The organism is Labrys sp. (in: a-proteobacteria) (assembly GCF_047605565.1).
GTDB classification, from domain to species: Bacteria; Pseudomonadota; Alphaproteobacteria; order Rhizobiales; family Labraceae; genus Labrys; species Labrys neptuniae.
Window position 1 is genome coordinate 126,049 of record NZ_JASGFM010000014.1, and the last position, 22,847, is coordinate 148,895.

General features: G+C 65.3%; 18 protein-coding genes. 10 read left to right on the forward strand and 8 right to left on the reverse strand.

Going from position 1 to position 22,847, the window contains the following annotated elements:
* Positions 1 to 134 precede the first annotated feature (134 nt).
* From QM672_RS14950 to QM672_RS14960, 3 genes are all read right to left on the reverse strand, one after another.
* Positions 135 to 1,985: a reverse transcriptase family protein gene (locus QM672_RS14950; protein WP_415083439.1), complete on the reverse strand. Its 1,851-nt coding sequence runs from the start codon at positions 1,983 to 1,985 to the stop codon at positions 135 to 137.
* Between the two features lie 409 nt (positions 1,986 to 2,394).
* Positions 2,395 to 4,065, reverse strand: a complete 1,671-nt coding sequence (locus QM672_RS14955) for an SWIM zinc finger family protein (RefSeq protein ID WP_415083441.1) — start codon at positions 4,063 to 4,065, stop codon at positions 2,395 to 2,397.
* Positions 4,062 to 7,211: a hypothetical protein gene (locus QM672_RS14960; RefSeq protein ID WP_415083443.1), complete on the reverse strand. Its 3,150-nt coding sequence runs from the start codon at positions 7,209 to 7,211 to the stop codon at positions 4,062 to 4,064. Before QM672_RS14960 ends, QM672_RS14955 begins: the two co-directional genes overlap by 4 nt.
* 185 nt (positions 7,212 to 7,396) lie before the next feature.
* Here QM672_RS14960 and QM672_RS14965 point away from each other — a divergent pair, with 185 nt between their 5' ends.
* Together QM672_RS14965 and QM672_RS14970 are read left to right on the forward strand one after the other, a co-directional pair.
* Entirely contained in the window at positions 7,397 to 8,113 is a 717-nt protein-coding gene (locus tag QM672_RS14965; protein ID WP_311933729.1) for an aldolase, read from the forward strand.
* A complete protein-coding gene (locus QM672_RS14970; protein ID WP_311933730.1) occupies positions 8,110 to 8,313 on the forward strand; it encodes a hypothetical protein in 204 nt (67 codons plus the stop codon). The genes QM672_RS14965 and QM672_RS14970 overlap by 4 nt, the downstream gene beginning before the upstream one ends.
* A 221-nt stretch (positions 8,314 to 8,534) precedes the next feature.
* Here the strand turns inward: QM672_RS14970 and QM672_RS14975 are convergent, their stop codons facing one another.
* On the reverse strand, positions 8,535 to 8,699 hold the full coding sequence (locus tag QM672_RS14975; RefSeq protein ID WP_082979645.1) for a DUF1127 domain-containing protein: 165 nt from the start codon (positions 8,697 to 8,699) through the stop codon (positions 8,535 to 8,537).
* A 335-nt stretch (positions 8,700 to 9,034) separates the two neighbouring features.
* Here QM672_RS14975 and QM672_RS14980 point away from each other — a divergent pair, with 335 nt between their 5' ends.
* Together QM672_RS14980 and QM672_RS14985 are read left to right on the forward strand one after the other, a co-directional pair.
* A complete protein-coding gene (locus QM672_RS14980; RefSeq protein ID WP_415083446.1) occupies positions 9,035 to 9,904 on the forward strand; it encodes an ROK family protein in 870 nt (289 codons plus the stop codon).
* A complete protein-coding gene (locus QM672_RS14985) occupies positions 9,901 to 12,294 on the forward strand; it encodes a glucan 1,4-alpha-glucosidase (RefSeq protein ID WP_415083448.1) in 2,394 nt (797 codons plus the stop codon). The genes QM672_RS14980 and QM672_RS14985 overlap by 4 nt, the downstream gene beginning before the upstream one ends.
* A gap of 261 nt (positions 12,295 to 12,555) precedes the next feature.
* Here QM672_RS14985 and QM672_RS14990 read toward each other — a convergent pair whose 3' ends face one another.
* Positions 12,556 to 13,179: a LysE family translocator gene (locus QM672_RS14990; RefSeq protein WP_367624206.1), complete on the reverse strand. Its 624-nt coding sequence runs from the start codon at positions 13,177 to 13,179 to the stop codon at positions 12,556 to 12,558.
* Positions 13,180 to 13,310: 131 nt separating this feature from the next.
* Here QM672_RS14990 and QM672_RS14995 point away from each other — a divergent pair, with 131 nt between their 5' ends.
* Positions 13,311 to 14,450 carry an FAD-dependent monooxygenase gene (locus QM672_RS14995; RefSeq protein ID WP_415083450.1) on the forward strand — a complete coding sequence of 380 codons (1,140 nt, stop codon included), beginning with the start codon at positions 13,311 to 13,313 and terminating at the stop codon, positions 14,448 to 14,450.
* Between the two features lie 36 nt (positions 14,451 to 14,486).
* A complete protein-coding gene (locus QM672_RS15000) occupies positions 14,487 to 15,158 on the forward strand; it encodes a DUF4386 family protein (RefSeq protein ID WP_415083452.1) in 672 nt (223 codons plus the stop codon).
* Here the strand turns inward: QM672_RS15000 and QM672_RS15005 are convergent.
* A complete protein-coding gene (locus QM672_RS15005; protein WP_415083454.1) occupies positions 15,137 to 15,991 on the reverse strand; it encodes a hypothetical protein in 855 nt (284 codons plus the stop codon). The genes QM672_RS15000 and QM672_RS15005 overlap by 22 nt on opposite strands.
* Positions 15,992 to 15,994: 3 nt before the next feature.
* Entirely contained in the window at positions 15,995 to 17,131 is a 1,137-nt protein-coding gene (locus tag QM672_RS15010; RefSeq protein ID WP_367624210.1) for a radical SAM protein, read from the reverse strand.
* 675 nt (positions 17,132 to 17,806) lie between these two features.
* Here QM672_RS15010 and QM672_RS15015 point away from each other — a divergent pair.
* The 3 genes from QM672_RS15015 (at position 17,807) to QM672_RS15025 (ending at position 20,766) form a co-directional block, all read left to right on the forward strand.
* Entirely contained in the window at positions 17,807 to 18,988 is a 1,182-nt protein-coding gene (locus tag QM672_RS15015; RefSeq protein WP_415083468.1) for a PLP-dependent aminotransferase family protein, read from the forward strand.
* Positions 18,989 to 19,068: 80 nt separating this feature from the next.
* Positions 19,069 to 19,560 (forward strand): hypothetical protein, encoded by a 492-nt coding sequence (locus QM672_RS15020; RefSeq protein WP_311933746.1) that lies wholly within the window; start codon positions 19,069 to 19,071, stop codon positions 19,558 to 19,560.
* A 300-nt stretch (positions 19,561 to 19,860) separates the two neighbouring features.
* Positions 19,861 to 20,766, forward strand: coding sequence for a substrate-binding domain-containing protein (locus QM672_RS15025; RefSeq protein WP_149255506.1), 906 nt, complete (start codon positions 19,861 to 19,863; stop codon positions 20,764 to 20,766).
* Between the two features lie 264 nt (positions 20,767 to 21,030).
* On the opposite strand, the gene QM672_RS15030 is transcribed toward QM672_RS15025, so the two are convergent.
* Positions 21,031 to 21,660, reverse strand: a complete 630-nt coding sequence (locus tag QM672_RS15030) for a TetR/AcrR family transcriptional regulator (protein WP_415083457.1) — start codon at positions 21,658 to 21,660, stop codon at positions 21,031 to 21,033.
* A 113-nt stretch (positions 21,661 to 21,773) separates the two neighbouring features.
* On the opposite strand from QM672_RS15030, the gene QM672_RS15035 reads away from it, so the two are divergent.
* Positions 21,774 to 22,526, forward strand: a complete 753-nt coding sequence (locus QM672_RS15035; protein WP_415083459.1) for an SDR family oxidoreductase — start codon at positions 21,774 to 21,776, stop codon at positions 22,524 to 22,526.
* The last annotated feature ends 321 nt before the right edge of the window (positions 22,527 to 22,847 follow it).

Below are 22,847 nucleotides of genomic sequence, written 5' to 3' on the forward strand. Positions count from 1 at the left end.
TGGCCCCTGGATTCCAGTCACAAGCGCAGCTTGTGACGATACCCTCGCCCTCTCTCGCTTCACTCGCGAGCGGCTCCGCCGGGGATGACAGTGCGATCCGAGCACTTATTTCTCAAGCGCCCCCGCAGATACCCTCACCCCTGTTTCCACATCCAGCGCAGATAGAGATAGAGCAGGAGGCCGCTGACGAATGGGCCGATCCCCGGGATGAGCAGGGGGAAGATCAGGATCGCGGCGATCACGAGCAGGCGCTTGGGCGTAAAGCGCAGCTTCCTGCCGGCCCGTGGGCCTGAAGCCCCCTGTGCCTGTCCCGTCGCCTGGCTTGCCGGCGACGGCGAAGTTTCGGAGGTGGCGCGGCGCAAGGCACTTTGTGCCACGGCCTGCCGAGCGGCCTCCGCCTTCCGCTGCGCCTGTTCGGCCTTTTTGGCCTCTTCGCGCGCGAGAGCCGCCAGCACGGGATCGAGAGCCGGCGCCGGCCTTTCCGCCGGCAGCCAATGATTGCCCGCAGGCGCCCGCCCGGCCGCAGCGGCGGCGCGGAAAGCCGCCGCACCGCCTGGCTGCTTCGGCCTCTCAGCTGGCGCAGCATGCGCCGCAGCAAGACGGCGGGCACGTTCCAGCAAACCGGCTCCCTGTTGCGGATCCACCATGGCCGCGAACTGGCCAAAGCCGAGCAAGGAGCGCACCACGTCCTTGCCCGGGCCGAAATGGCGGCCAGCCGGCCCGTATCTTTCCACCTGCTGCAGCACCGCGCGATAGCGACGCAGGAGGGGACGGGGCACGGCGACCCGTTCATTGACCGTGAGGCCCGTGACCTCCTGATGCCCCGAGCGGCGCATGACGCGGGTCTTGTCGGGATGAATGATGAAACCCTCACCGACGACGATCCCCTGCACCGCCTTCAGCAAGGTCCCGATCTTCCTCGCCGCTTCACCGGACGCCGAGAAAGTGAGGTCGTCGGCATAACGGCTATAGGTATAGCCGAGTGTCCGGGCGAGCCCCTCCAGCCGCCGGTCGAGCCGCCGGCAGACGAGGTTGGTAATGGCGGGGCTGGTCGGCGCGCCCTGCGGCAGCAGCCTGGGCCCGTCAACGACGAAATGGCGTTCGCCGTCCAGTTCCACCTCGTCGACCTTGGGCTCGGTGCAGAGCAAGGCGAGCGGAATCGCGGCAGCCTCGCTATAGCCCAGCGCCTCGAACAGTCCTTTCACGCGCCCATAGGTCAGGCTCGGGAAGAAATCCTTGAGGTCGAGATTGACGACCACGTCCTTGCCGACATGATTGCGCGCATTGGTCAGGATCGAGCGCCCGGGCACGAAGCCATGCGCCGCCTCATGCAGGCCAGCCTTGGCGAGGATGTTGTCGAGCACCCAGTATTGCGCCCGCTTCAAGCGTGGCATCGGCGCCGAGATCAGGCGCTCTCCACCCGTTTTCTTGGGAATGCGGAAGCGCTGATAATGGCTGACGCTCGATACGGCGCGGTTGAAGGTGAGGAAGCGCAATTCGCCGAGAGAAATGCCGATCCGGTCGGCCAGTACCTTGGCATCGGCGATTTCAGGCAGGCCGGGCAATCGAGGCTTCTCGGCCTTCGTGGCGCCCAGCCCGGCGGACACGCCCTCCCCCAGATAAAGCACCTCGCGCTGGCGCCTGATGTGCCAGGCCTCGGCCCGGTCCTGGCGCGCCTGGGCATGGCGCCGCCTGGTCTCGGTCCGCCGCGCCAGGGCCTCGGCCTTGCGGCGCTTGTGCATCTCCTTGATCGCCCGCTCCGGATCGCTCCACAGGGCATTCTGGCGCTGAAGCTCGCCGAGCTCGCGCATGGCCTCGCCGCGCTCGCGGATCGCCGCGGCGGCCGGGCTCGGTGCAGCCGTGCCATCCGGCCAGAAGCCGAGTCGGATCATCTCTTCGAGAATGACCTCGTCCTTGGAGGATTCGCGGATGCGGTCATAGAGTTCCTGCCGGGTCAGGGTTCCCGGTGCGACACTCTGGTTCATGCCGCCTCCCGCCATTGGGGACGAAGGAAGGCATCGCCATGGGGAACCGGAAGGGGCGCAGGCCGGACTGCCTTCGTCTCGTCCAAGGACTGGATCAATCCACTCGAAGCGGGGACGCCTACCGGTGCGCTATTGGGTTCAAGGAACCCAATCTGCAATAGCGCACCGGTAGGCAGTCCCCGCCCAGTGAAGATTGGGCCAGTGATGCGTGCACGGTCATGTTGCAAGGACGGCGATACGCCGCCCGGGTTGCAAGGTCCTGACCGGCCCGCGCCCTTCCGATAAGTGAGGTAAGCGCATCCGCTCACCGATTTCAAGCCAAGGTGCTGTTCCCGGCGGAACACAGGTGAGAAAGTCCCAACGTGCCGGCACACCGGCCCTGGCGACGCTTCGGTAAACAAGGGAAGCCTCATGCCGCATCTCCCTTGTCCTGCGCCACGCTCTCGACCTCGGCATGGAAGATGCGCCTGAGCGCCAGCATGTGCTCGCAAGGCCCGCGCATCATCTTGTTGTGTCCGTAGAAGTGACAGCTGCAGCGTGCCTCGACCAAGCGGTCGTCCGCATCGATCGTGAGCGCGACGCTTTCCTTGCGGGCATTGTCGAGCACCGTGCCGGTGACGATGCGCCGGCCCTGATTGCGGTCGACGCCGGCGATGGTGACGAGGTTGGCCTCGACCAGGCGGTCAGCGCTGGCCTCCTGCTCGCTGGCGAAACGCAGCTGCGACGGCGCCAGGGGCTCGCGCGTGAGCTCGCGCCGGCGATAGATGCCCTTGTCGAGGTCGAACATCACCCGCCCTGCCTGGGTATAGGCGGTGAGAGCGGCCTGCACCATGCTTTCCTCCAGGCCGAGATCCCGGGCGAGGTCCCGCGCCGGTGCGGCATGCCGGTCCCCGAGTGCGGCGAATACGCGCTGGGCCGTATCGGCATCCACCTTGTGACGGGGAGCCAGCAGGTCGAACTGGCCGGCCGAGGACCAGTCATTGGCCGTCCAGCCGGAAAGGCCGAGTGTGAAGCGGATGCCGCCGAAATCGACCACGAAGAAGGAAGGAAGCCCCGTGCCGGTGAGATGCACGCGCACACTGCGGGCAAGCGGCAGCGCCCTTTCCAGGATGGCAAGACGGCGCCGGCCCCAGATCCGGATCTCGCCCCCTTCCCGCCCCCGATAGATCGAGCGCCGGAAGGTGAGGCGTTCGCCCCAGGGCTCGACCACGACCTCGACCGGCGCGTCGGGCTTGAGCAGGAAACGCAGCGAGCGCGGACCGACACGCTCCTTCCTGCGGGCAAGGGTGCCCAGGATATTGGCGAGATCCATCGGATGGAGGTCGAAGACATGAGCCGGCAGGGTCATGGCACTCGAGACCTGCAGGAAGCCGCGCACCCAGCTGTCGGGCAGATCAATCTTTTCTTCGCGAAAGGCGTTGTCGTCGGCGGTCTGCACTTCGAAGCCGGATGGGTCGATGCTCAGCGTGGTGTCGCGATAGGTACGGATCTTCTGGAATTCGTCATAGAGCGCATGGCTGTAGTCGATATTGGTGGTGCCGAACGCCATCTCGCCGAGCTGCTCGAACACGTCATGATCGCAGGACAGGCGCCCATAGCTCGATTCGTCCAGGCTGAAGCACTCGAAGAAGATCTCGTCCGGATGCACGGTGATGACCGGATCGAGCACGATCCAGGCATCGCGATTTTGCTTGTAGAGATAGTTGAAATAGGCCTGCCGCGCCGTGAAGAACGGTTTCATCAGGCGCTGGCTCTCGTCATCGAGCGTGCGTATGCGCTGGCGCAGCGTCTCGATGCGCGGTTTGAGTTCCTCGCGGCGGGCGGCCGCCTCGGCCAGCAACGCTGCCTCGTTCTGCTTCAGCCATTCGAAATAGGCGGTACGATCGCGCGGCTTGAACCGGAGATCCGAGACCACGACATGGTGCAGCGCGGAGATCGCCTCGCGAAAGGCGAGGTGCCGCGCGACCTTCCCGGTGAAGAAGGTCGGCTGGCGCAGCGTGTCGGGCGCGAAGCCGAAAGTGGACGCCGCCGCATCCGTGCTCGCGCGGCTTTCGCCGAGAAAACGATAGACGAAATTCATGCCGCACTCTCCTGCGAGGCGGTACGCATCGCCTGGCGGGCCGGTGCCACCCGGACAGGCAAGGCGATTTCCGGCCACCGGCGAGCGATGTCAGTGAGGATGGCCAGTGCCGGCGCCCGGTCCTTGGCAACGGAGCTGAGAGTTACATCATGCAGGAGGCGCCAGATCGCCTGCGCCCTGTCCTGGCTGCCGAGCGCCTCGCGCCGGAGCGCGGCGAACACGCGGTCCTTGGCGATCCGGCCACGATTGACCTGCATCAGGATGATGCGGGCCTGCGTCAGGAAGGTCGCGAACATTGTCGGATCCGCAAGGCTCTGTCCGGTGATCAGTTCGGTGACGAAGAGATGGAAGCTGCCGGAGGCGTGTTCGAGCACACGCGCGAGCACCATGCCGGCATCGCCCGAATCCAGGCTTCGGCGCAGCAATTGGCGCGCACTCTCCTGCACGGCCGGTGAGGTGGAGTCGGCCATCACCGCCAGCGCCGCGGCCGGCAAGGCGCCATCCGGCCAGTTCAGCAATTGCCGCGTTGCGGGTACGCGAATGTCTTCCCACTCGCTTTCGACCAGCAGCACCGCATCTTCAGGGGCGGCCAGGAAGCGGGCCTGGTCAGCCTCGAAGGCGTTAAGAGCAAAGGCCCGTACCGCCGCGAAGGGATGATTGCCGAGCCGGGCCAGCTGCTTGATGGAAAAGCGCGAAGCGTCGGTTTGCCCGAGCGCCCGAGCACCAAGCAGCCGCGCGCCTTTTGCTCGCGCCTGCAACAGGCGCCAGAGCGTCGACATGTCCAAGCCGGCGAGAAAACCGGGCAGGCTCGCGGCAAAAAGCTCGACCATATCGGCCGCATGCCCGTCGGAGGGTTCGGCGCGGAACAGGCTATCGATCAGCCTGTCCCTGAGGGCTTCGGCAAAGCCGGGATCATGCGCAGCGAGCCGGGTTATCAGCGGGCGGGCCGCGGCGCGCAGATCCGCATGGGCGCCGGTGGCGGCCGCCAGGATGGTCTGGCCCTGCGCTGCGAGCTCGGTGTCGTCGAGCCGCGCGAGCAGGCGCATCGAGGCGGACCGCACCGGCAGTGATTCGGCTGTGAGGACGGCCTCCCAGAAGGGGCGCGGCAGCTCGCCGGGGCGAATCGGCGTGACGGCAAGCAGTTCGATCGCAGCCCCCTGCACCACGCCGGCCTTGTGGCCCGTCAGTGCCTCGACGGCGGCCGGGGGCAGCGGGCAATCATGGGCGGGCCACAGAACGGGCAGCAGGGACAGGGCAAAGCGCAGGCCGGCAAGCTGGCGCTCGTCCGGTTCGGCCGGCAGGGCCCCGAGCCAGGCTGCGAAATCCTCGGTCAGGCGGACCCGCTGCTGCCGGCTCGGCGGGCGCTGTTCCAGCCAATCGCGGGTCTCCTGCTGCATGCGTGCCTGCGGGGTGAGCAGGGCCGCCAATGCCAAAGCCGGTTCGGACCAGGGCCATTCGGGACGCCCGCCGATCGCCCGGATCGCCAACATGTGGGCCTCGGTGACGTCGGCCTGCATCAGGGCCGCGATCAGGGTGGCATCAGCCTTGCCCTCGTCGATCAGGCGGCGGGCAAGCGACACCGCCAGGCCAAGCACCTCGGCATAGGGCGAGGTCAACAGATCCGGGATCGCGGCAGCATCCATCGCCACCGATCGTGCAGGCCCCTCCCGCAGGGCCTGCACGGCAAAGAGCGCCGCGGCCTGGTAGCGTGCCCCTGCGGCTACCCGCAGCAGGCGTTGCGGCTGGGCGTCCCACAAGGCCGGAAACGCCTCCCCGCGCCCATCCGCGCCCGCTTCGTCGGCAACCGAGAAACTCAACCTGTTCGGACGGAAGCGCACACCGGGCTGGTTGCGATGAAGCAGCTGGCCAAGGCTCCAGATCCGCCGCAGCGCGGGATGGTAGAGCGTGCGCCGCTGATACCGCCCATCGACCTGCACGAAATATTGCTGCTCATAGGCCTTCTCGCCATCGGCGTCGCCGAAGGCCAGCAACAGGTCGCACGCCATCGCCGTGAAGGCATCCTGACCGAGTTCGCCGCGCTTGCGCAGGCTGCGCCAGGCCCGGCGCTTGAAGTAAAGCAGCGTCTGCTCCGACAGTGCGACGCGCGGCGTGACGCTGGCCTGCTCCTCGCTGAGCTTCACGGGCTTGCGCTGGCCCGGGAGCCAGACCTGGCCGCGATAGGCGTAGCGATACATCGGCGTGGCCAACTCGAACTGGCGGGCCGTTGCCGCAAAGAGCGGACCATCATCGGTGAGATCGGCATATTTGAACAAGCGCCGCAGCACCTGCACGAAGGGAGGCCGGGCAGAAACGACGGCGAGCCCCGCCAGCAGGGCCTTGCGGGCCGTGCCGTCGACAAGCGCGCGATGGGCAAGGGCAATCAGGAACTGGTTGGCGAAGCCAGGCTGCTGCGTCGCAGCGGCAAGCAGCACCTCGACCAGGGCAGGACCGTTGGCAGCGGCGATCGCCGCCTCGATGGCCGCCGCCTGCGCCGCATTGTCGGCCCTGGGCAGTACGAGGCGTGGCGGCTGGCGGGCCGGGCCGAGGAGATCGCTGGCAAGGGCATAGGCGGCATAGTCTCGCGTCACCGCGCTGACATTGGTCTCGGCGATGCCGGCCAGGAGCCCGGCCGCATCGGCGCCGCCGCAACGCGCCAAGGCATGCACCAGGCTGTAGCTCGCCTGGCTCGGGCCGAGCTTTTCGGCAATGGCGGCGAGCTGCGGCCAAGCGGCCTTCAGGCGGATGACGCCGAGGCGCCAGAACAGGCGATCACGTTCCTTGGCGGGCCAGGGCGAGCGGAGGCAGGAGGCAAGCTGGTTGAGCAACTCGCCATCGCGCCCGCCAACGGGAACCTCGCCCGCCGTTTGGGAGGCCGTAATGGCCGGAACGTCCTCGCCCATGCGGCGATAGCCGTCATTCACCTTTGAAATGACGACACTGTCATAAAGCTTTTCTGCCGACGCCAATACGACCGGAGAAGGTGTCTTCGTACCATCCCGCAGCGTCTTTCCACGCCTGCCATATCGAAAATTGACGAGATAGCGCTCTTCAACTTGTGCGTGTTCGAGATCGACGAGATCCACCTCGTAGATCTTGTCTGATGTCCCCTCCTTCATCCATAGGCGGACAGAACGGACGAGTTTCATTACCACCCCATGGATGCATATTTCGATGAAGGTGTGGCAAGTTCCGCCTCCGGCGTCAATCGGCTGCATGCATCAGGCGATACCGAGGAAACACCGCTGACAGGCCAGCGCGGCATCATGGCCGTTGCCGTCGGCGCGCCGGCACGGGATAAGGGAGCTTTCCATCCCGTGATCGGACAAATGCAATGCCTGATATCGACGTCTATCGCCGCGAACTCGCGGCCGCCTTCCGCCTTGCCGCGAAGTTCGACTTCAACGAGGGCATCTGCAACCATTTCTCGGTGCAGGTCCCCGGCGCCGAAGAGCGGTATCTCTTCAATCCTTATGGGGTTCACTGGTCGGAGATGCGCCCGGCCGACCTTCTCCTCGTCGATGGGCAAGGGCAGATCCTGGAGGGCGAAGGCGAACTGGAGGCGACGGCCCGCAACATCCATATTGCCGGGCATCGCGCCAATCCGCGCCATCTTTGCCTGCTGCACACCCATATGCCCTGGGCCACCAGCCTCACCATGATCGAGGGGGGCCGGCTCGAAATGGCGCACCAGACGGCGGCCCGCTTCTACGGCCGTACCGCCTATAACGACGAATTCGGGGGCTTTGCCTCGGGCGAGAAGGAAGGCGAGCGCATCGCCAGCTCCGCCAAGTCTGACCAGAAGGCCGACATCGTCTTCCTGGCCCATCATGGCGTCATCGTCGGCGGTCCGTCCGTCGCAACGGCCTTCGACGATCTCTATTATCTCGACCGGGCCTGCCGGCAGCAGGTGCTGGCCATGTCGACCGGCCGGCCACTCAAGCTCATTCCCCAACAGGTCATCGAGAGCACCGCGCGCGAATGGATGACCGTGCTCGATCACCAGGCCAAGCTGCATTTCGACGCGCTGATGCGGATCGACGGCCTATGACCACCCTGCGCTGGGTCCGGATCCGCCAGAACGCCAGGGCAGAATTGTGGAAGCTCGACAAGCCGCTGCCCGAGGGTGGCGTGGCGACCTTCTATCGCGGCCGGCTCTTCGAACAGAAGGGTGGCGAGCGGATAAAGCTGGACGAGGAAGCCAAGTTCACCGAGGCCGAGCCGGCCTTGGCCTGGTTCGAACGCCAATAGAGCTCCCAAGGCCGTTTGCGCATCGCATGAGCTATGCGCTGAGCGTGGATGACCGGCGGACGCGCCCTGCACGGCCGATGATGTAGTCACTGCCGCCCTTCGCAGGTGCAGCATGGACTGTCCTGCTCTTCTTCAGGGAATCGGCTCGAGCAATAATCAAAGAAAAAGCCGCCGGGAACCATCCCGGCGGCTTCGCATTCCGTAACGGACGCTAAGCTCGATTAGCGAGCGGCGCCGCGAGCAATTTCCTCGATACGGCCACGGAAAATGCCGAGATCAGCAAGCTCGCGGTCATCAAGAGCCGAAAGAGCCTGAAGGGTACGGCGATAATTGCGATAGGCCGTGAAACGAGAAGCGATCGAAGAAACAAAACCGAAGAGAACCATGACACTTACTTTCCAGAGAGATTGATTTGTTGCAGTGCATATACTCCTCTTTTGCACCGCACGGTAAAAAATCGCACAGACCGGCGCGTATGCCCGGTATGCGGCGGCTGCATGGATTTTGTGCATAGCGCTTAGCAATGGGGCAACATTCTGCCTCAATCGAATGCCCCCAGCCCGATCCGAGGCGGATTCCGCCTCCGAATTGCCGCAGGGGTAACCAAGCTGATAGGATCACCACCAAAATAAAGCCGGCAACACAAGCCAGCCACAATTGCGCCTTTCCATCGACGAAAGCCCGGTTGGGCTGGGGTCGCCGTCAATCAGGGAGCCTGCCCGTGGCCAAGGAGACATCCGACATCCTCGCCATCGACATTGGAGGCACCGGCCTCAAGGCGGCGATCGTCAATCCGAGCGGGCAGATGCAGGGAGAGCGGGTGCGGTTGCCTACGCCCCATCCCTGCCCACCCGATCTGCTGGTCGAGACACTGGCCGAGTTGGTCGCGCCCCTTTCGGCCTATGGCCGCATCTCGGTGGGCTTTCCCGGCCTGGTGCGACATGGCCGCATCCTCACCGCGCCGCACCTCGCACCCGAAGGCTGGGACGGCTTTCCACTCGGGCAGAAGCTCGCCGCCCAACTCGGCAACAAGCCGATACGGCTGATCAACGATGCGGAGGTCCAGGGCCTCGGCCTGATCAAAGGCAAGGGTATCGAGCTTGCCTTGACCCTGGGTACAGGCGCCGGCACGGCCGTGTTCCGCGACGGCGAGCTGATGCCGCATATGGAACTGGCTCACCACCCCATCACCCGCACCAAGACCTATGACGACTATATCGGCGAGGCGGCACGGGAGAAGATCGGCAACAAGCGCTGGAACAAGCGGCTGAGGCACGTCATCGACGTGCTCTTCGTGCTGTTCCACTATGACCACCTCTATCTCGGCGGCGGCAACACCAAGCATGTGAAGCTCGCGCTGCCGGCCAATGTCACGCTCGGCTCCAATGATGCCGGCCTCGACGGCGGCGCTGCCCTGTGGCGCCTGAAGAATTTCCACGAATCCGAGGAAGCGCCCGAACCGTCTTCCAGGACCAGGACATCGCCCAAGGCCAAGACGCCCGCGGCCAAGCCCCCCGCCACGGTCAAGTCCCCCCGCAAAGCCAAGATAGCCGACAAGGCCACTCCCGTCGGCAAGAAGACCAAGGCATGAGCGAGACTGCCCCACCTCCCGGAGCCCCTGGCGTCGAGCCGCGCTGGACCTCGGCGGCCAAGAGCGGCATCGGCACCGCCGGTTCCGCGTCGAGCCGGGTCTGGTTTGCCCTCAGCCATGGCATCCTCAACGAGATCTATTATCCGCGCATCGACCTTGCCTGCATCAGGGACTGCGGCCTCCTCGTCACGGCCGCGGACTATTTTTCCGAAGAAAAGCGCGACGCCGACGGCGATATCCGCATGGAGAGCGACGGCACCCCCGTCTTCGAACTCGTCAACACGGCGCAGGACGGGCGCTACCGCATCCGCAAGACCATCCTGGCCGACCCCTTCCGCGACAGCCTGCTGCAGGACATCCGCTTCGAAGCTCTGAAGGGCGAGGCCGAGGATTACGGCCTGCACGTGCTGCTATCGCCGCATCTGGTCAACCAGGGCAGCCGCAACACCGCCTGGGTCGACGACTACAAGGGGCACGGGCTGCTGATGGCCAGCGGCAGCTATGGCTATTCGCTCGCCCTCGCCGCCTCGGTTCCCTGGCAGGCCCGCTCGGCCGGCTATGTCGGTTTTTCCGATGGCTGGCAGACCCTCAAACGCGGCGAAGGCGTGAATTCCGACTGGCTTCGCGCCGAAGACGGCAATGTCGCGCTGAGCGGTACGCTCGACCTTCGCGGCAGCCAGGGCCGCGTCCTGCTCACCCTCGGCCTCGGCCTGCGACCGGAGGAAGCGGCCCTCAACGCCATCGCCAGCCTGCAGCAGGGGCTCGAGCCAGCACGCCGGCGCGTGCGCGCGATCTGGCAGGGCTGGCAGGCCGGGCTCGAGGATCTCGACCATGTCAGCCCCGCCCGGGGCACCAGCTACCGCACCAGCACCGCCGTGCTTGCCGCCCATCGCACCGGCGCCTTCACGGGCGGCGCCATCGCCAGCCTGTCGACGCCCTGGGGCTACAACAAGGGCGACAACGACCTTGGCGGCTATCACCTGGTCTGGCCGCGCGACCTGGTCGAGACCGCCGGCGGCTTCCTGGCGGCCGGCAGCCCGGCCGACGCGCGCGGCATCCTCGACTATCTCGCCGCCATCCAGGAGGGCGACGGCCATTGGGCCCAGAACAACTGGATCGACGGCCATCCCTATTGGGACGGCATCCAGATGGACGAGACGGCCTTTCCCATCCTGCTCTTCGACATGCTGGTGCGTGCCGGCAGCCTGGATGCGGCGGAGGCCCGTCGCTTCCTGCCGATGGTGGAGCGCGCGGCGAGCTTCGTGCTGCGCAACGGCCCCGTCACCGACGAGGACCGCTGGGAAGAGGACGCCGGCTATTCGCCCTTCACGCTTGCTGTCGAGATATCAGCCCTCCTCGCCGCCGCCGACGCCATGGACGCAGCGGATCGCCCGGATGCCGCCACGCTGCTGCGCGAGACGGCGGATGAATGGCATGCCGAGATCGATGCCTGGACCTTCGCCAGCGATACCGACCTGGCGCGCACACTGGGCATTCCCGGCTATTATGTCCGCATCGGCCCCGGCGACAGCGAGGATGGCCCGGGCCTCGGCGGCACCGTCGCCATCAAGAACCGCTCCGCCCAGGAAGCCGTGCTCAGCGCCAAGATGCTGCTCAGTCCCGATGCCCTCGCTTTGGTGCGCTTTGGCCTCAGGGCCGCCGACGACCCGCGCATGGTGGCGACTGTGAAGGCGATCGACCATCTCCTGAAAAGAGACCTGCCCAGCGGCCCCTGCTGGTATCGCTACAACAATGACGGCTATGGCGAGCACGAGGACGGCTCCGCTTTCGATGGCACCGGCGTCGGCCGGCTCTGGCCGCTCCTGACCGGTGAAAGGGCGCATTACGAGCTCGCCGCCGGCAGGCCGGAGGAAGCCCGGCGCCTGCTGGCCGCGCTCGAAGCGTCGGCAGGGCCTGGTGGCCAGTTGCCCGAACAGATCTGGGACGGCCCGGACCTGCCGGAGCACGAACTCTTCCTCGGCAAGCCGACCGGCAGCGCCATGCCGCTGGTCTGGGCCCATGGCGAGCATATCAAGCTGCTTCGCTCGCTGCGCGACGGGGCGGTGTTCGACACCCCGCCCCAGACGGTCGAACGCTATCTCAAACGCAAGATCGTCAGCAACCGCCGTTTCTGGCGGCTCAACCACCAGCGCCACACCATCGCCCCCGGCCAGATCCTGCGCATCGAGCTCACCGACCTCTCCGCCCTTCGCTGGAGCTTTGACGGATGGGCGAGCCACGACGAGGGCCGAACCCATGACGCGGGCCTGTCCCTCCACGTCCTCGACCTGCCGACCTCGGCCCTGTCCGCCGGCAGCGAGATCCGCTTCCGCCTCGCCCCGATCGGCGGCCCCTGGCTGGAGGCGGATTATCGGGTCACGGTGGGATGAGAAAGTGCGTTCTCCACGGCTGTTTCCGCGACTTCTCGGCTAAGGTCGCGGTGCCCCTCACCCGCACCCTCTCCCCGCGGGCGGGGCGAGGGGACTTTGGCCGCGCATTTCATAGCGCAAGCATCCCATCTCGCCCTGCCGTCGCGCGAGATGAAAGATCTGAGGGTTAGTCGCGACGCTTGCGCCCCCTCGCCCCGTTCTTACGGGGAGAGGATAGCGGTGAGGGGCAGCGCCCCCCTGCAAAAGAAGCAAGCAACCGCCCTATGACCCCGCCCCCGTCAGGGCCGATGCCATCATCCAGACGGCGACCAGTGCCAGCATGAAAGCATAGATGAAGCCCTGGATCCGCATGGCCTGTGGCGAGGAGAAGCGCCGGGCCAGCCACATCGCACCGAGCGTCCAGACGAAATGCGAGACCAGGCTGAGCACGGTGAGGGCAACGGCGATGATCAGGGCGTTGGCGACCAGGCCCTTATCCGCCAACTGGAACTGGGCGTAGATGATGAGCAGGAGCGTCAGCCCCTTCACGTTCAGGCCCTGCACCAGCATGCCGCCCCAAAACCCCATCGGCTGCGCCCCGCTCGCCGCCGGAGCGTCCGGCGAGGCTCCCCGCGCCATTTCGAAGGCGATATAGAGCACCACCAGCGCCCCGACGAGCTGCACCATGGTAAGCAGGCCGGGATAATTGACCAGAAAACCGGTCACACCCAGGCCCACCACCAAGGCGGGCAGGAACACCATCAGGTCCATGCCGAGGATCATCGGCACCGAGCGCACCACACCATGGCGGCTGCCCGAGGCCGCGCAGAGGAAATTGGTGGGCCCGGGGCTGAACATCAGCGGGAAGACGAGCAGGAACAGCTTGACGAAGGCTTCGACACTCACCGGACGGCTCCGCCGTCATCCTGCCGAGAGTTCATCGCCGCCCCTTTTTCCGTTTTACAGCCGCCCGCACCCATACGACAATCAACCTCGTTCAGGCCTGCGGACGCCCGGTTCGAACGGATCATACAAACATGTCGGGATTTCCCGAAGTCATCATCATCGGCGGGGGCATAGGCGGACTGGCCGTGGCCAACGCCCTGACGCAGGCGGGCATGAGCTGGGAGATCTACGAGCGCTCGCCGCGCATCGGGCTCGGCGGCACCGGCCTCACGCTCTGGCCCAATGCCCTCAGGGCGCTCGGCCGGCTCGGCCTCGACCAGGGCGTCCAGACCCTGGCCGACCCGTTGGAGCTGGGCGAGATCTATGATTGGCGGCAAAGGCCGCTGAAAACCATCCCGCTCACGCCGGTGCGCGAGCGCAGCGGCCTGCCCCTGCTCTGCCTGCGCCGGGTCGACCTCTATGCCGAGTTGCTGCGGCCGCTCGATCCCGCCAGGATCCATACCGGTAGCCGCTGCATCGGCTATCGGCGCGAGGCGGAGGGCGCCAGCCTGACCTTCGAGGATGGCACGATGCGCAGCGCCCCCCTGGTGGTGGCGGCCGACGGCGTGCGCTCCTTCCTGCGCGATGCCATGATCGGCGCCTCGCCCTTGCGCTATGTCGGTTGGATGACCTGGCGCGGCGTCGCCAAGCTGTCGCCCGGCAGCTTTCCGAAAGGCCGCTACCGCGAGTTCTTCGGCCGCGGCAGCCGCTTCGGCGTGTTCTGGATCCGCGACGACTATGTCTACTGGTACGGCACGCTCAACAGCGCCGTGCACGACAAACCCGCCATCCATCCCGCCCACAAGGCCGAGGCACTGGCGCATTTCGCGGACTGGCCGCCCCTCGCGCATGCCGTGATCGGTGCGACCGATCCGGAGGACCTGGTGCGCACCGGTGTCTATGACACGCTGCCGCTCCCCCGCTGGACCGACGGCGCCCTCACTCTGCTCGGCGATGCCGCCCATCCGATGACGCCCGATCTCGGCCAGGGCGCCTGCCAGGCCATCGAGGATGCCCTCGCTCTGGTGCAATGCCTGAAAGCCGGGCCCGACCTTACCAAGGCTTTGGAGACCTATCAGGCCATCGGGCTGGCGCGCACCACGCCCCTGGTCGCGCGCTCGCGCAAGATCGGCAAGATGCGGCAATGGCAGACGCCGGTAACGGCCACGCTGCGCAACACCATCATGCGGCTGATGCCGCAAGGCGCCATCCTCAAACTGTTCGAAACCTGATGGCCGATGGCAGTGGAAACCGAACGGGGCACTGCGATGAATAGAACCGCCGGCATCGTGTGCCTCGTCTGCGCCCTCAGCTATGCGGCGACCGGCGCCACCTTCTTTCTCGACCCGACCTCGCAGTTCAAGACCGGCACGCTCGACTATTGGAACGCGCTGGCGGGCGCGCCGCTCGGGCGCCAGGCCTTCCTGATGGCCTTCGCTTTGGCCGGCCTCACCGCTTTCTGCGCCATGGGTGAAGTGCAGCGCCTGATCGGCCCCACGAGCGGCCTCGCCCGGCTTGCCGCCTCGCTCGGCCAGCTCGGCTTCGGCGTCACCGCCGTCAGCTATGTCCGCCTGCTCGGCGGCGAAGCCCAGCGTGCCCAGGCCTTTGCGGCAGGTTCGGACGCGGTGCGGCAGTCGATCACCTCCTTCTCCCTCGTCCTCGACCCGCAGGGCTGGCTGATCTTCTTCCTGAGCGGGCTGAGCCTGCTGCTGTTCGGTGCGCTAGGCTGGCGGTTCGGTACCCTCCCCAAGGCGCTCGCCCTGCTCGGCATGGCTGGCGGGCTGCTCTATATCGTCGCCTTCATTGCACGCGCCAACCAGCAGATGCTGATCGTCGACGTCGCCGCTGGCCTTGGCGGCGTCATCGTCGGCCCGCTCTGGTGGGCCGGCCTTGCCCTGCGCTTCCTCAGATCCGGCGATCAGGCCTCGGCGAGGCGGTAGGTCTCGAGGCCCTCGCGTTCGACCCTGCGCTGCCACTCCCTGAGGGCACGCACATGGTAGAACGGCACGTGCCGGAACCAGAGGTCGCGCCAGTGCGTGAACACCGGCTGGATGCCCTTGATCATCCGCAGCACAGGCTCGTCGCCTGATTTGTCCCATTGCCGGGACACGGTGCAGAAACCGCCATGGCTGGAAAGCGCCAGGTTGAACAGGAGGCGGTAGAGCGGCCTCGGCACAAGACGGCCGAGATGCCGGCGCCAGGTCGGGCCGGCTGCCACCCCCGCCCCGTCGGCGAAATCGGTCAGCCGCACTTCCGCTTCGACCTGGATGCGGGCCAGGCTTGCGATACGGACCACGAAGCCCACGCAACTCTGATCGAGCAGGTCGAAGCCGAGTTCACCCTCACCCTTGCCGCGCTGCAATTGCTCGATACGGGTGCAGATGCCGTCAAAGGCCGGCCGCGACAAGGCGATGCGGGTGATCAGCGGGTTCCAGGCGATGCGGTCATATTTGTCCGGCAGCAGCAGCATGCCCGGCATGCGCAGGCCGGGGAAATCATCCGGCTCGATGCCGGTGCTCTCATCCGGAAAGAAGCCGATCGGGCGAACACCGCCCTCTTCGTCGACTAGCCGGATGAAGGCATGGCCGTGATCGCGCACCAGTCCCGGCACCTCCGCCTTGCAGACCGAGACGATCTCCAGGACGGGTGTTCCAGGGCGCTCGGCCTCGGCGAGCCAGCGCACGGGCCGGAGCTCCGCCCACAGGGCCCGCTCGTCGATCGGGCCCCGCTTGCCGAGATCCAGCCGATCGGCCTTGCGCTGCCGCCACAGCATGGCTCATTCCGCGGCAACGGCCCAATCGGCCCGCCGCAAATAGCTGCGGTCGGAGACGACATGCAGGTTGCGTGCCTCGAAGCCGGCGACGAACTCCTCATGGCTGGCGAAATAATGCATGAACTGCTCGCCCGACATCACCTCCTCGAAGGTCGGTGTCGCCTCGGCAACGCCGCGCACCCGCTCGAACATGGTGTCGAGTTCCGATTGCTTGAAATCGAGATAGGCGCCCGGCGAGATCTGGACCAGGGTCGAGGTGAAGCAGCAGGCCGTCTCGACGCAGTCGGTCTGGATATCCGGCGGCACCCGTCCATTGGCGAAGACCCAGGCCATGCGGTCGGGAAAAGCCAAAAGATAGATGGCGGCGATCAGCTCGAAATTGCCCTGGGTATCGAAGTCGAACTCGCTGGCGGGGCGGTTGTCGCTCGCCTGGGTCAGGATCGGGTTCCAGGCCGGCATGCCGATGATCAAGGGCTCGACCGCATCGCCATAATGCTCGATCAGCCGGCGGCCATGCAGGACGACGGAGAGGATATCGGCCTCGGTGACCTTGGACAGGCCGATCATGGCCCCGAGCCCGGCCTGCAGGCCGGCGCGGATGGCCAGTTCCTGGGAGCGCAGCCGATGCAGGAAACCGACGGGTTCGTCGGTCTTCTTCTGCAGGCGCAATTGCTCGTCGACACCCCAGGCTTTCGGTCCGCTCGGAATATGATAGCCGTAGAGTTCGCGGTCATAGGTCTCCTGCCAGGTCAGCACGCAATCGAGCCCCTCCTGCCGGAGGTCGCGATAATGCTGCTCATGCATCGGCACCAGGCAGACCGAGACGCGCGCCTCGGGGTTGACCGCCGACGTTTCTTCCTTGAGGCCGCGCACCAACCCCTTGAGGTGCTGCTGCAACAGGGTCAGGTCGTCACCGCCGGCGATCTCGAAATGCGAGAAACCCTTGCGCGCCAGGATGCGCGCCTGCTCGCGGATGGCGGTTTCGGTGATGGAAAGGCGCACCATCTCCTTGTTGTCGGCGCGCCAGCCGCAGAAACGGCAGGTGCTGGCGCAAAAGGAGGTCACCTCGATCGGCACCATCGTCGCCACGCTCTGGCCGAAGGTTCTCCGGCGCTGCATGCGGGCCGCGTCGACAACCATCGTGCGAAGTGCCTGATCCGGTCTTTGACGCACGAGGTGGAGAAGAGTGGCCGTTTCCTCAGGCAATAAACCCGTCAACGGCTCCCTATTCTCCAAGATGTTCGAGATGAGATCAGCGCGCTCGGATGCCGTTATATCGGCAGATATTTCATTCCCTTTAAATGACTCTAGAGAACTATCAAAAATCGAGAGATAGAAAGAAGAAGAAATTGGTTCAATCATCAGATTCCCTCCAATTTCACTAGCCAAGCGAAGATCAAATCATGAATTCGAGCAACATGCAATGTTCTCCCTGCCGCTTCTAGCGCCCGCTAGTGTTGTGGCATCAGTAGAAACAGGGATAATAGTACCAGTACAGCCTCTTGGCTCAAGGCCGAGGTATCTCCGAAAACTGAAACAGTCACCATCGTGATGGAAATCCACGCGCCGGACTCTCTGGCGGCCAACCGCTCGCCGACGAATGTCGTCCCCCCCGGTTCGCGCAACAAGCGAAAAAATACGTCAGCATTATTGACATATTTTTTCGCAGGGAGGATGCTGCACGCAACATGAGCATCGCGCCCTGAAATTGGGCAGGCGATGCGATGGCCATATGACGGCAAGCACCTCGCGGCCGTCTGTCAGGAGAACAGGACCTTGGACTGGGAAGCGATCTTCGCCACGCGGGCGGGACGGATGCGTGCCTCGGAAATCCGCGAACTTTTGAAACTGCTCGAGCAGCCGGACATCATTTCCTTCGCCGGCGGCATTCCCGACCCCGCTCTGTTTCCGAACGAAGCGTTCCGGACGGCCTATGCCAGCGTGCTCGGTGATGTCAGCGCCGGCGCGGCGCTGCAATATTCCACCAGCGAGGGCTTTCCGCCCCTGCGCGACTGGGTGGTCAGGCAGATGCGGCGCATCGGCGTGGCCTGCGGGCCGGACAACATCCTGATCACTTCGGGGTCGCAACAGGCGCTCGACTATCTCGGCAAGCTCTTGCTCTCGCCCGGCGACACTGCCCTCGTCACCTGGCCGACCTATCTCGGCGCGCTGCAGGCCTTCAATGCCTATGAGCCGCGCTACGACAGGCTGGCGCCGGTGGAAGGCAACATGACCCCCTCGGCCTATGCCGATGCCGCCGCAAAGGCAGGCGGCCGGGTGAAGTTCGCCTATCTGACCCCGGATTTCGCCAACCCCACCGGCGAGACACTGGACCGGGCCGGGCGTGAGCGCGTGCTCGACCTCGCGCGCGAACTCGACATCGTGGTGATCGAGGACACAGCCTATCAGTCGCTACGCTATGATGGCATCGACGTGCCGCCGATCCTGGCGCTCGACATCGCCCGCGAGGGCGGTATCGATGCCACCCGCACCATCTCCTGCGGCAGCTTCTCCAAGACGCTGGCGCCGGGCCTGCGCATGGGCTGGATCTGCGCCGCCGCCGGCGTGATCAAGAAGCTGGTGCTGATGAAGCAGGCTTCCGACCTGCACAGCCCCACCATCAACCAGATGGCGATGCACCACGTGGCCGAGCACGCCTTCCCGGCCCAGGTCGAGAAGATCCGCGGCGCCTATCGCCATCGCCGCGACCGCATGCTGGCGGCGCTGGAACGCCACATGCCCGAGGGCGTGCGCTGGTCGCGCCCCGAAGGCGGCATGTTCGTGTGGGTGACGCTGCCCGATGGCATGGATGGCGCCCGCCTGCTGGCCCGCGCCATCGAGACCGCCCGCATCGCCTTCGTGCCCGGCCGAGCCTTCCATGCAGACGGCTCGGGCGCCAACACGATCAGGCTCTCTTTCTCGCTGGCCAATGACACCGCGATCGACCAGGGCATCGAACGGCTCGGCCGCGTCATCCGCGAAGCTGGCGCGGCCTGATCGCAGCGGCCCTGTTTCCTCTGTTATCAGCTTCGGAATGTGCTTAAATCCGAAGCGGGTACAGTCCACGGAACGGGATCATGACGGCAGAACCGACGAGACCGGCGTTTTCCAATCGCCTGCTGGATTGGACCGGCCTCGGCCTGCTCTATGCCCTGCTCCTGGCTGTCCCGTTTTTCGGCGCGCGCTGGCTCGGTGAGATGCTGCCCTCGATCTTCCATCCGATCGGCCGCATCGTCGCCAATGCCGTGGTGATGCCGTTCTTCTATCTGTGCCTGCATCTCATCCTCCGGCGCTTCGGCGCGCGGGTGCAGAACTTCATCATGCTGGTGGTACTGATCTACGGCATCGCCACCTATATCGAACTCCAGCGAGCTTTGCGGACAGGCGACAACAATGCCTGGTTCAGCGCCTTCGTCGCCGCGGTCTACACGCTCGGCTTCGCCGCGCTCACCATCAACAGCCTGATCGCCTGGCGGCGCGAAAAGCGCGCCGAGCGCCTGGTGGCAGAGCGTGAAGAGGCGGAACGGCAGGCCGAAGCCTTCGCCAAGGCTCGGCAGATCGGGCCCTGACGCAGCCTGTACAGGCCTGCCGGAGCCAGCGCGCCGGCCTTCGATCCACAGAAGCAAGGCTCGATCCCGCGTGATTCCGCCGGATCGAAAAACCTGTCAGCACAAGAAGAGTGGAATCTGCGGCATCCGGCAGTGCCCGCCGATGTAGGATGTTTCGTCGGGGACGCGCGAACCAGCCCTGGGGGCCGGCCGCAACCTCACAAGCACAACAAACAATCACATCGGGAGGATCTGATGTCACTGAAAGTACTGGCCGGGCGGGTAGCGCGCTGGGGTCTCGGCGCCGGCGCCGCGCTGTGCATGGCGTTCTCGTCTGCACCGTCGCCGGCAGAGGCGGCTCCAAAGACGTTCTACTGGATCTCCCATGGCTCGGCCGCCGACCCGGTCTGGACCTATTTCCTGGCCGGCGCCGAGCAATGGGCCAAGGACACCGGCAACAAGGTCAACACCTCCTTCCACAATGGCGACGTCGCCTCGCAGCAGGAAGCCATCCGGGCGGCGATCGCGGCGGGTGCCGACGGCATCGTCACGGCCAGTCCCGCAGCCGGCAGCCTGGTGAAGCCGGTCGAGGAAGCCAACGCCAAGAAGATCCCGGTGATCGCCTTCAACTCCGACGACAAGACCGTGCGCTTTTCCACCTTCGTGGGCGGCGACAACGTCAAGGCCGGCGCCGACCACGCCCGCTACCTCGTCGACAAGGGATTGGTGAAATCCGGCGATTTCGTCTGGATGCCGGTGGAAGTGCCCGGCGCTACCTATGGCGCCGACCAGGAAAAGGGCATCGCCAGCGTGTTCAAGCCGCTGAACATCAGCTGGGAGGTCACCGATTCGACGCTCGACCAGGCCGACATCATCTCGCGCATGAGCGACTACCTCACGGCCAATCGCAGCAAGATCAAGGCGATTCTCCCGCTTGGCGATCTCGTCTCCGGCTCGATCAAGCGCGTGTTCGACCAGGTCGGCGTGAAGCCCGGCGAAATTCCGGTGGTCGGCTGGGGCAATTCGCTCGATACCGCCAACGAGGTGCAGGACGGCTATGTTCTGGCGGCGGCCTGGCAGGACCCGCAGGCCCAGAGCTATCTCGCCCTCTCGCTCGCCGCGATGCAGGCCGGCGGAATCAAGCCCGGCTTCGACATCACCACCGGCTCGATGTACGAAAAGGACAAGGCCGCCGACTTCATCGCCTTGATGGGCGGCAAGAAGTAGGGAGCTACGTCATTCCCCGTTGGCAAAGGCCTTACGGAGGCTGCGCAGAATGTCGGCCATGCGGTCGCGGCTCGGCGCAGCCTTGTGCTCCACCAGCAGTTCGACGCCGTCCGCGGTGCGGTAGCGATAGAAGAAGGTGGGAACGCCAAACTTCTCGCGACATTAGATCTCTAACCCAACCCGCTCCTCATACCTTAATTTTGCTGTCTCACATATGGGGCGTAGTCCAGCGCCCAGTTGAAACAGGCTCTTGGACTCGGGCTCTCAGGACCCCGCCAGCAACGGCCAGGCCGCCATGGCCGAAGTGACGGCGGAATTCAGTTCGTCCGGCCCGGTCCCGCCCCGCGCGCTGAGGCTCAAGCCCTTGTGGACGGTAGCATAGAAGGCGGCGACGGCGCGGATATCGGTCCCGGCGGCGACATCGCCGTCCTCAACACCCTTGCGCAGCCGTGTCGAGAAGTTCTCGTCATTAGCCGCGCGCATTTCGCAAAGGCTCACCACGAGTTCGGGAGACATGTCGCAGGCCTCCCCGGCCGTCTGCTCGACCATACATCCACTCGGGAAGTCCGTACGGGAGAAGACGGTGACGGCGTTGCGCAACAGGCCTTCGATACTTTCGCGTGCTGTCGGCAGTTCCATGATGCGCAACACGACCTCCTTGTGAAGCCCCACATAGTGATCGAGCGCCGCACGATAGAGGTTCTCCTTGGAACCGAAGGCTGCGTAGAGGCTGGGCGAGGCGATGCCCATGGCGCCAATGAGGTCACTCATTGAGGCGCCGGCAAAGCCCTTCGCCCAGAACACGCGCATTGCCTGTTCCAAGACCTCCTCTCGATCGAAACTGACAGGGCGGCCCCGCTTCGGAGCAAGGGGCGCCGATGGGTGCGGCATCATGCGGTTCTCTTTTTTTGCTAACCGTTACATAATTCTCTTGTGCTGGCAGGGCAAGGTCGATAACCATTTCTGTGTTGAACGATACAGAAATGATCTAACCTAGGAATACTGCCATGAACAGTGCCACTCTTCCTCTCGCCGGCAAGCGCGCCCTTGTTACGGGTGCGGCGCGCGGCATCGGCGCGGCCATCGCGCTGAAGCTGGCCGAAGACGGCGCCGACGTCGCTATCACTTACGAAAAATCGGCCGACAAGGCAGAGGCTCTCGCCGCTGAGATTCGTGCCCTGGGTCGCAAGGCCCTCGCCATCCAAGCCGATGCCGCCTGCCCGGAAGCCGCGAAGACAGCGGTCGAACAGACCGTGACCGACCTCGGCGGCCTTGACATCCTGGTCAACAACGCTGGCGTCCTCATTGCGGGTGCCTTTTCCGCGCAATCACTGGAGGAGATCGACCTGCAGCTGAATGTCAATGTGCGCGGCGTTTTCGTGACCACCCAGGTTGCGCTGCAACACATCCCGAATGGCGGCCGTGTCGTCACTATCGGCAGCAATGCGGGTCTGTCTGTCCCGTTCGCTGGTATAGCAGTCTATGCGGCCACCAAATCCGCGATGGAGAGCTTCACCCGCGGTCTCGCCCGTGAACTCGGCCCTCGTGACATTACCGTCAATCTGGTCCGCCCCGGCCCAATCGACACCGACATGAACCCCGCCGACGGCCCTCTCGCGCCTTCCATCCTCCCGAGCCTGTCTATTGCCCGCTACGGCAAGACCCGGGAGGTCGCCGAGGCCGTTGCCTTCCTCGCCGGGCCTGGCGCCGCCTACGTTACCGGTTCGGGCATTCTTGTCGATGGTGGCATAAGCGCCTGAGTTACCACCCGAGGGGGCGGCCGGCCTCCTGGCAGGACCCGCAGGCCCAGAGCTATCTCGCCCTCTCGCTTGCCGCGATGCAGGCCGGCGGAATCAAACCCAGCTTCGACATCACCACCGGCTCGATGTACGAGAAGGACAAGGCCGCCGACTTCATCGCCTTGATGGGCGGCAAGAAGTAGAACCGGCGAAATTCCAGGCGGAAACGGCCCCAAAAGCAAAAAGCGGCCCCGAAGGACCGCTTTTTTGTTTTTCCCCGAAGGGACCACTGGAGCGGGCGAAGGGATTCGAACCCTCGACCCCAACCTTGGCAAGGTTGTG

What these genes read in the sequence shown, in the direction of transcription:
- QM672_RS14975 (WP_082979645.1), bottom strand. Translation starts at nt 8,699, where the DNA reads ATGGTTCTCTTCGGTTTTGTTTCTTCGATCGCTTCTCGTTTCACGGCC.
- QM672_RS15005 (WP_415083454.1), bottom strand. Translation starts at nt 15,991, where the DNA reads ATGCTGTGGCGGCAGCGCAAGGCCGATCGGCTGGATCTCGGCAAGCGG.
- QM672_RS15025 (WP_149255506.1), top strand. Translation starts at nt 19,861, where the DNA reads ATGGCGTTCTCGTCTGCACCGTCGCCGGCAGAGGCGGCTCCAAAGACG.
- QM672_RS15015 (WP_415083468.1), top strand. Translation starts at nt 17,807, where the DNA reads ATGCGTGCCTCGGAAATCCGCGAACTTTTGAAACTGCTCGAGCAGCCG.
- QM672_RS14955 (WP_415083441.1), bottom strand. Translation starts at nt 4,065, where the DNA reads ATGAATTTCGTCTATCGTTTTCTCGGCGAAAGCCGCGCGAGCACGGAT.
- QM672_RS14960 (WP_415083443.1), bottom strand. Translation starts at nt 7,211, where the DNA reads ATGAAACTCGTCCGTTCTGTCCGCCTATGGATGAAGGAGGGGACATCA.
- QM672_RS15030 (WP_415083457.1), bottom strand. Translation starts at nt 21,660, where the DNA reads ATGATGCCGCACCCATCGGCGCCCCTTGCTCCGAAGCGGGGCCGCCCT.
- QM672_RS15010 (WP_367624210.1), bottom strand. Translation starts at nt 17,131, where the DNA reads ATGGTTGTCGACGCGGCCCGCATGCAGCGCCGGAGAACCTTCGGCCAG.
- QM672_RS14985 (WP_415083448.1), top strand. Translation starts at nt 9,901, where the DNA reads ATGAGCGAGACTGCCCCACCTCCCGGAGCCCCTGGCGTCGAGCCGCGC.
- QM672_RS14950 (WP_415083439.1), bottom strand. Translation starts at nt 1,985, where the DNA reads ATGAACCAGAGTGTCGCACCGGGAACCCTGACCCGGCAGGAACTCTAT.
- QM672_RS15020 (WP_311933746.1), top strand. Translation starts at nt 19,069, where the DNA reads ATGACGGCAGAACCGACGAGACCGGCGTTTTCCAATCGCCTGCTGGAT.
- QM672_RS14965 (WP_311933729.1), top strand. Translation starts at nt 7,397, where the DNA reads ATGCCTGATATCGACGTCTATCGCCGCGAACTCGCGGCCGCCTTCCGC.
- QM672_RS14970 (WP_311933730.1), top strand. Translation starts at nt 8,110, where the DNA reads ATGACCACCCTGCGCTGGGTCCGGATCCGCCAGAACGCCAGGGCAGAA.
- QM672_RS14995 (WP_415083450.1), top strand. Translation starts at nt 13,311, where the DNA reads ATGTCGGGATTTCCCGAAGTCATCATCATCGGCGGGGGCATAGGCGGA.
- QM672_RS15035 (WP_415083459.1), top strand. Translation starts at nt 21,774, where the DNA reads ATGAACAGTGCCACTCTTCCTCTCGCCGGCAAGCGCGCCCTTGTTACG.
- QM672_RS15000 (WP_415083452.1), top strand. Translation starts at nt 14,487, where the DNA reads ATGAATAGAACCGCCGGCATCGTGTGCCTCGTCTGCGCCCTCAGCTAT.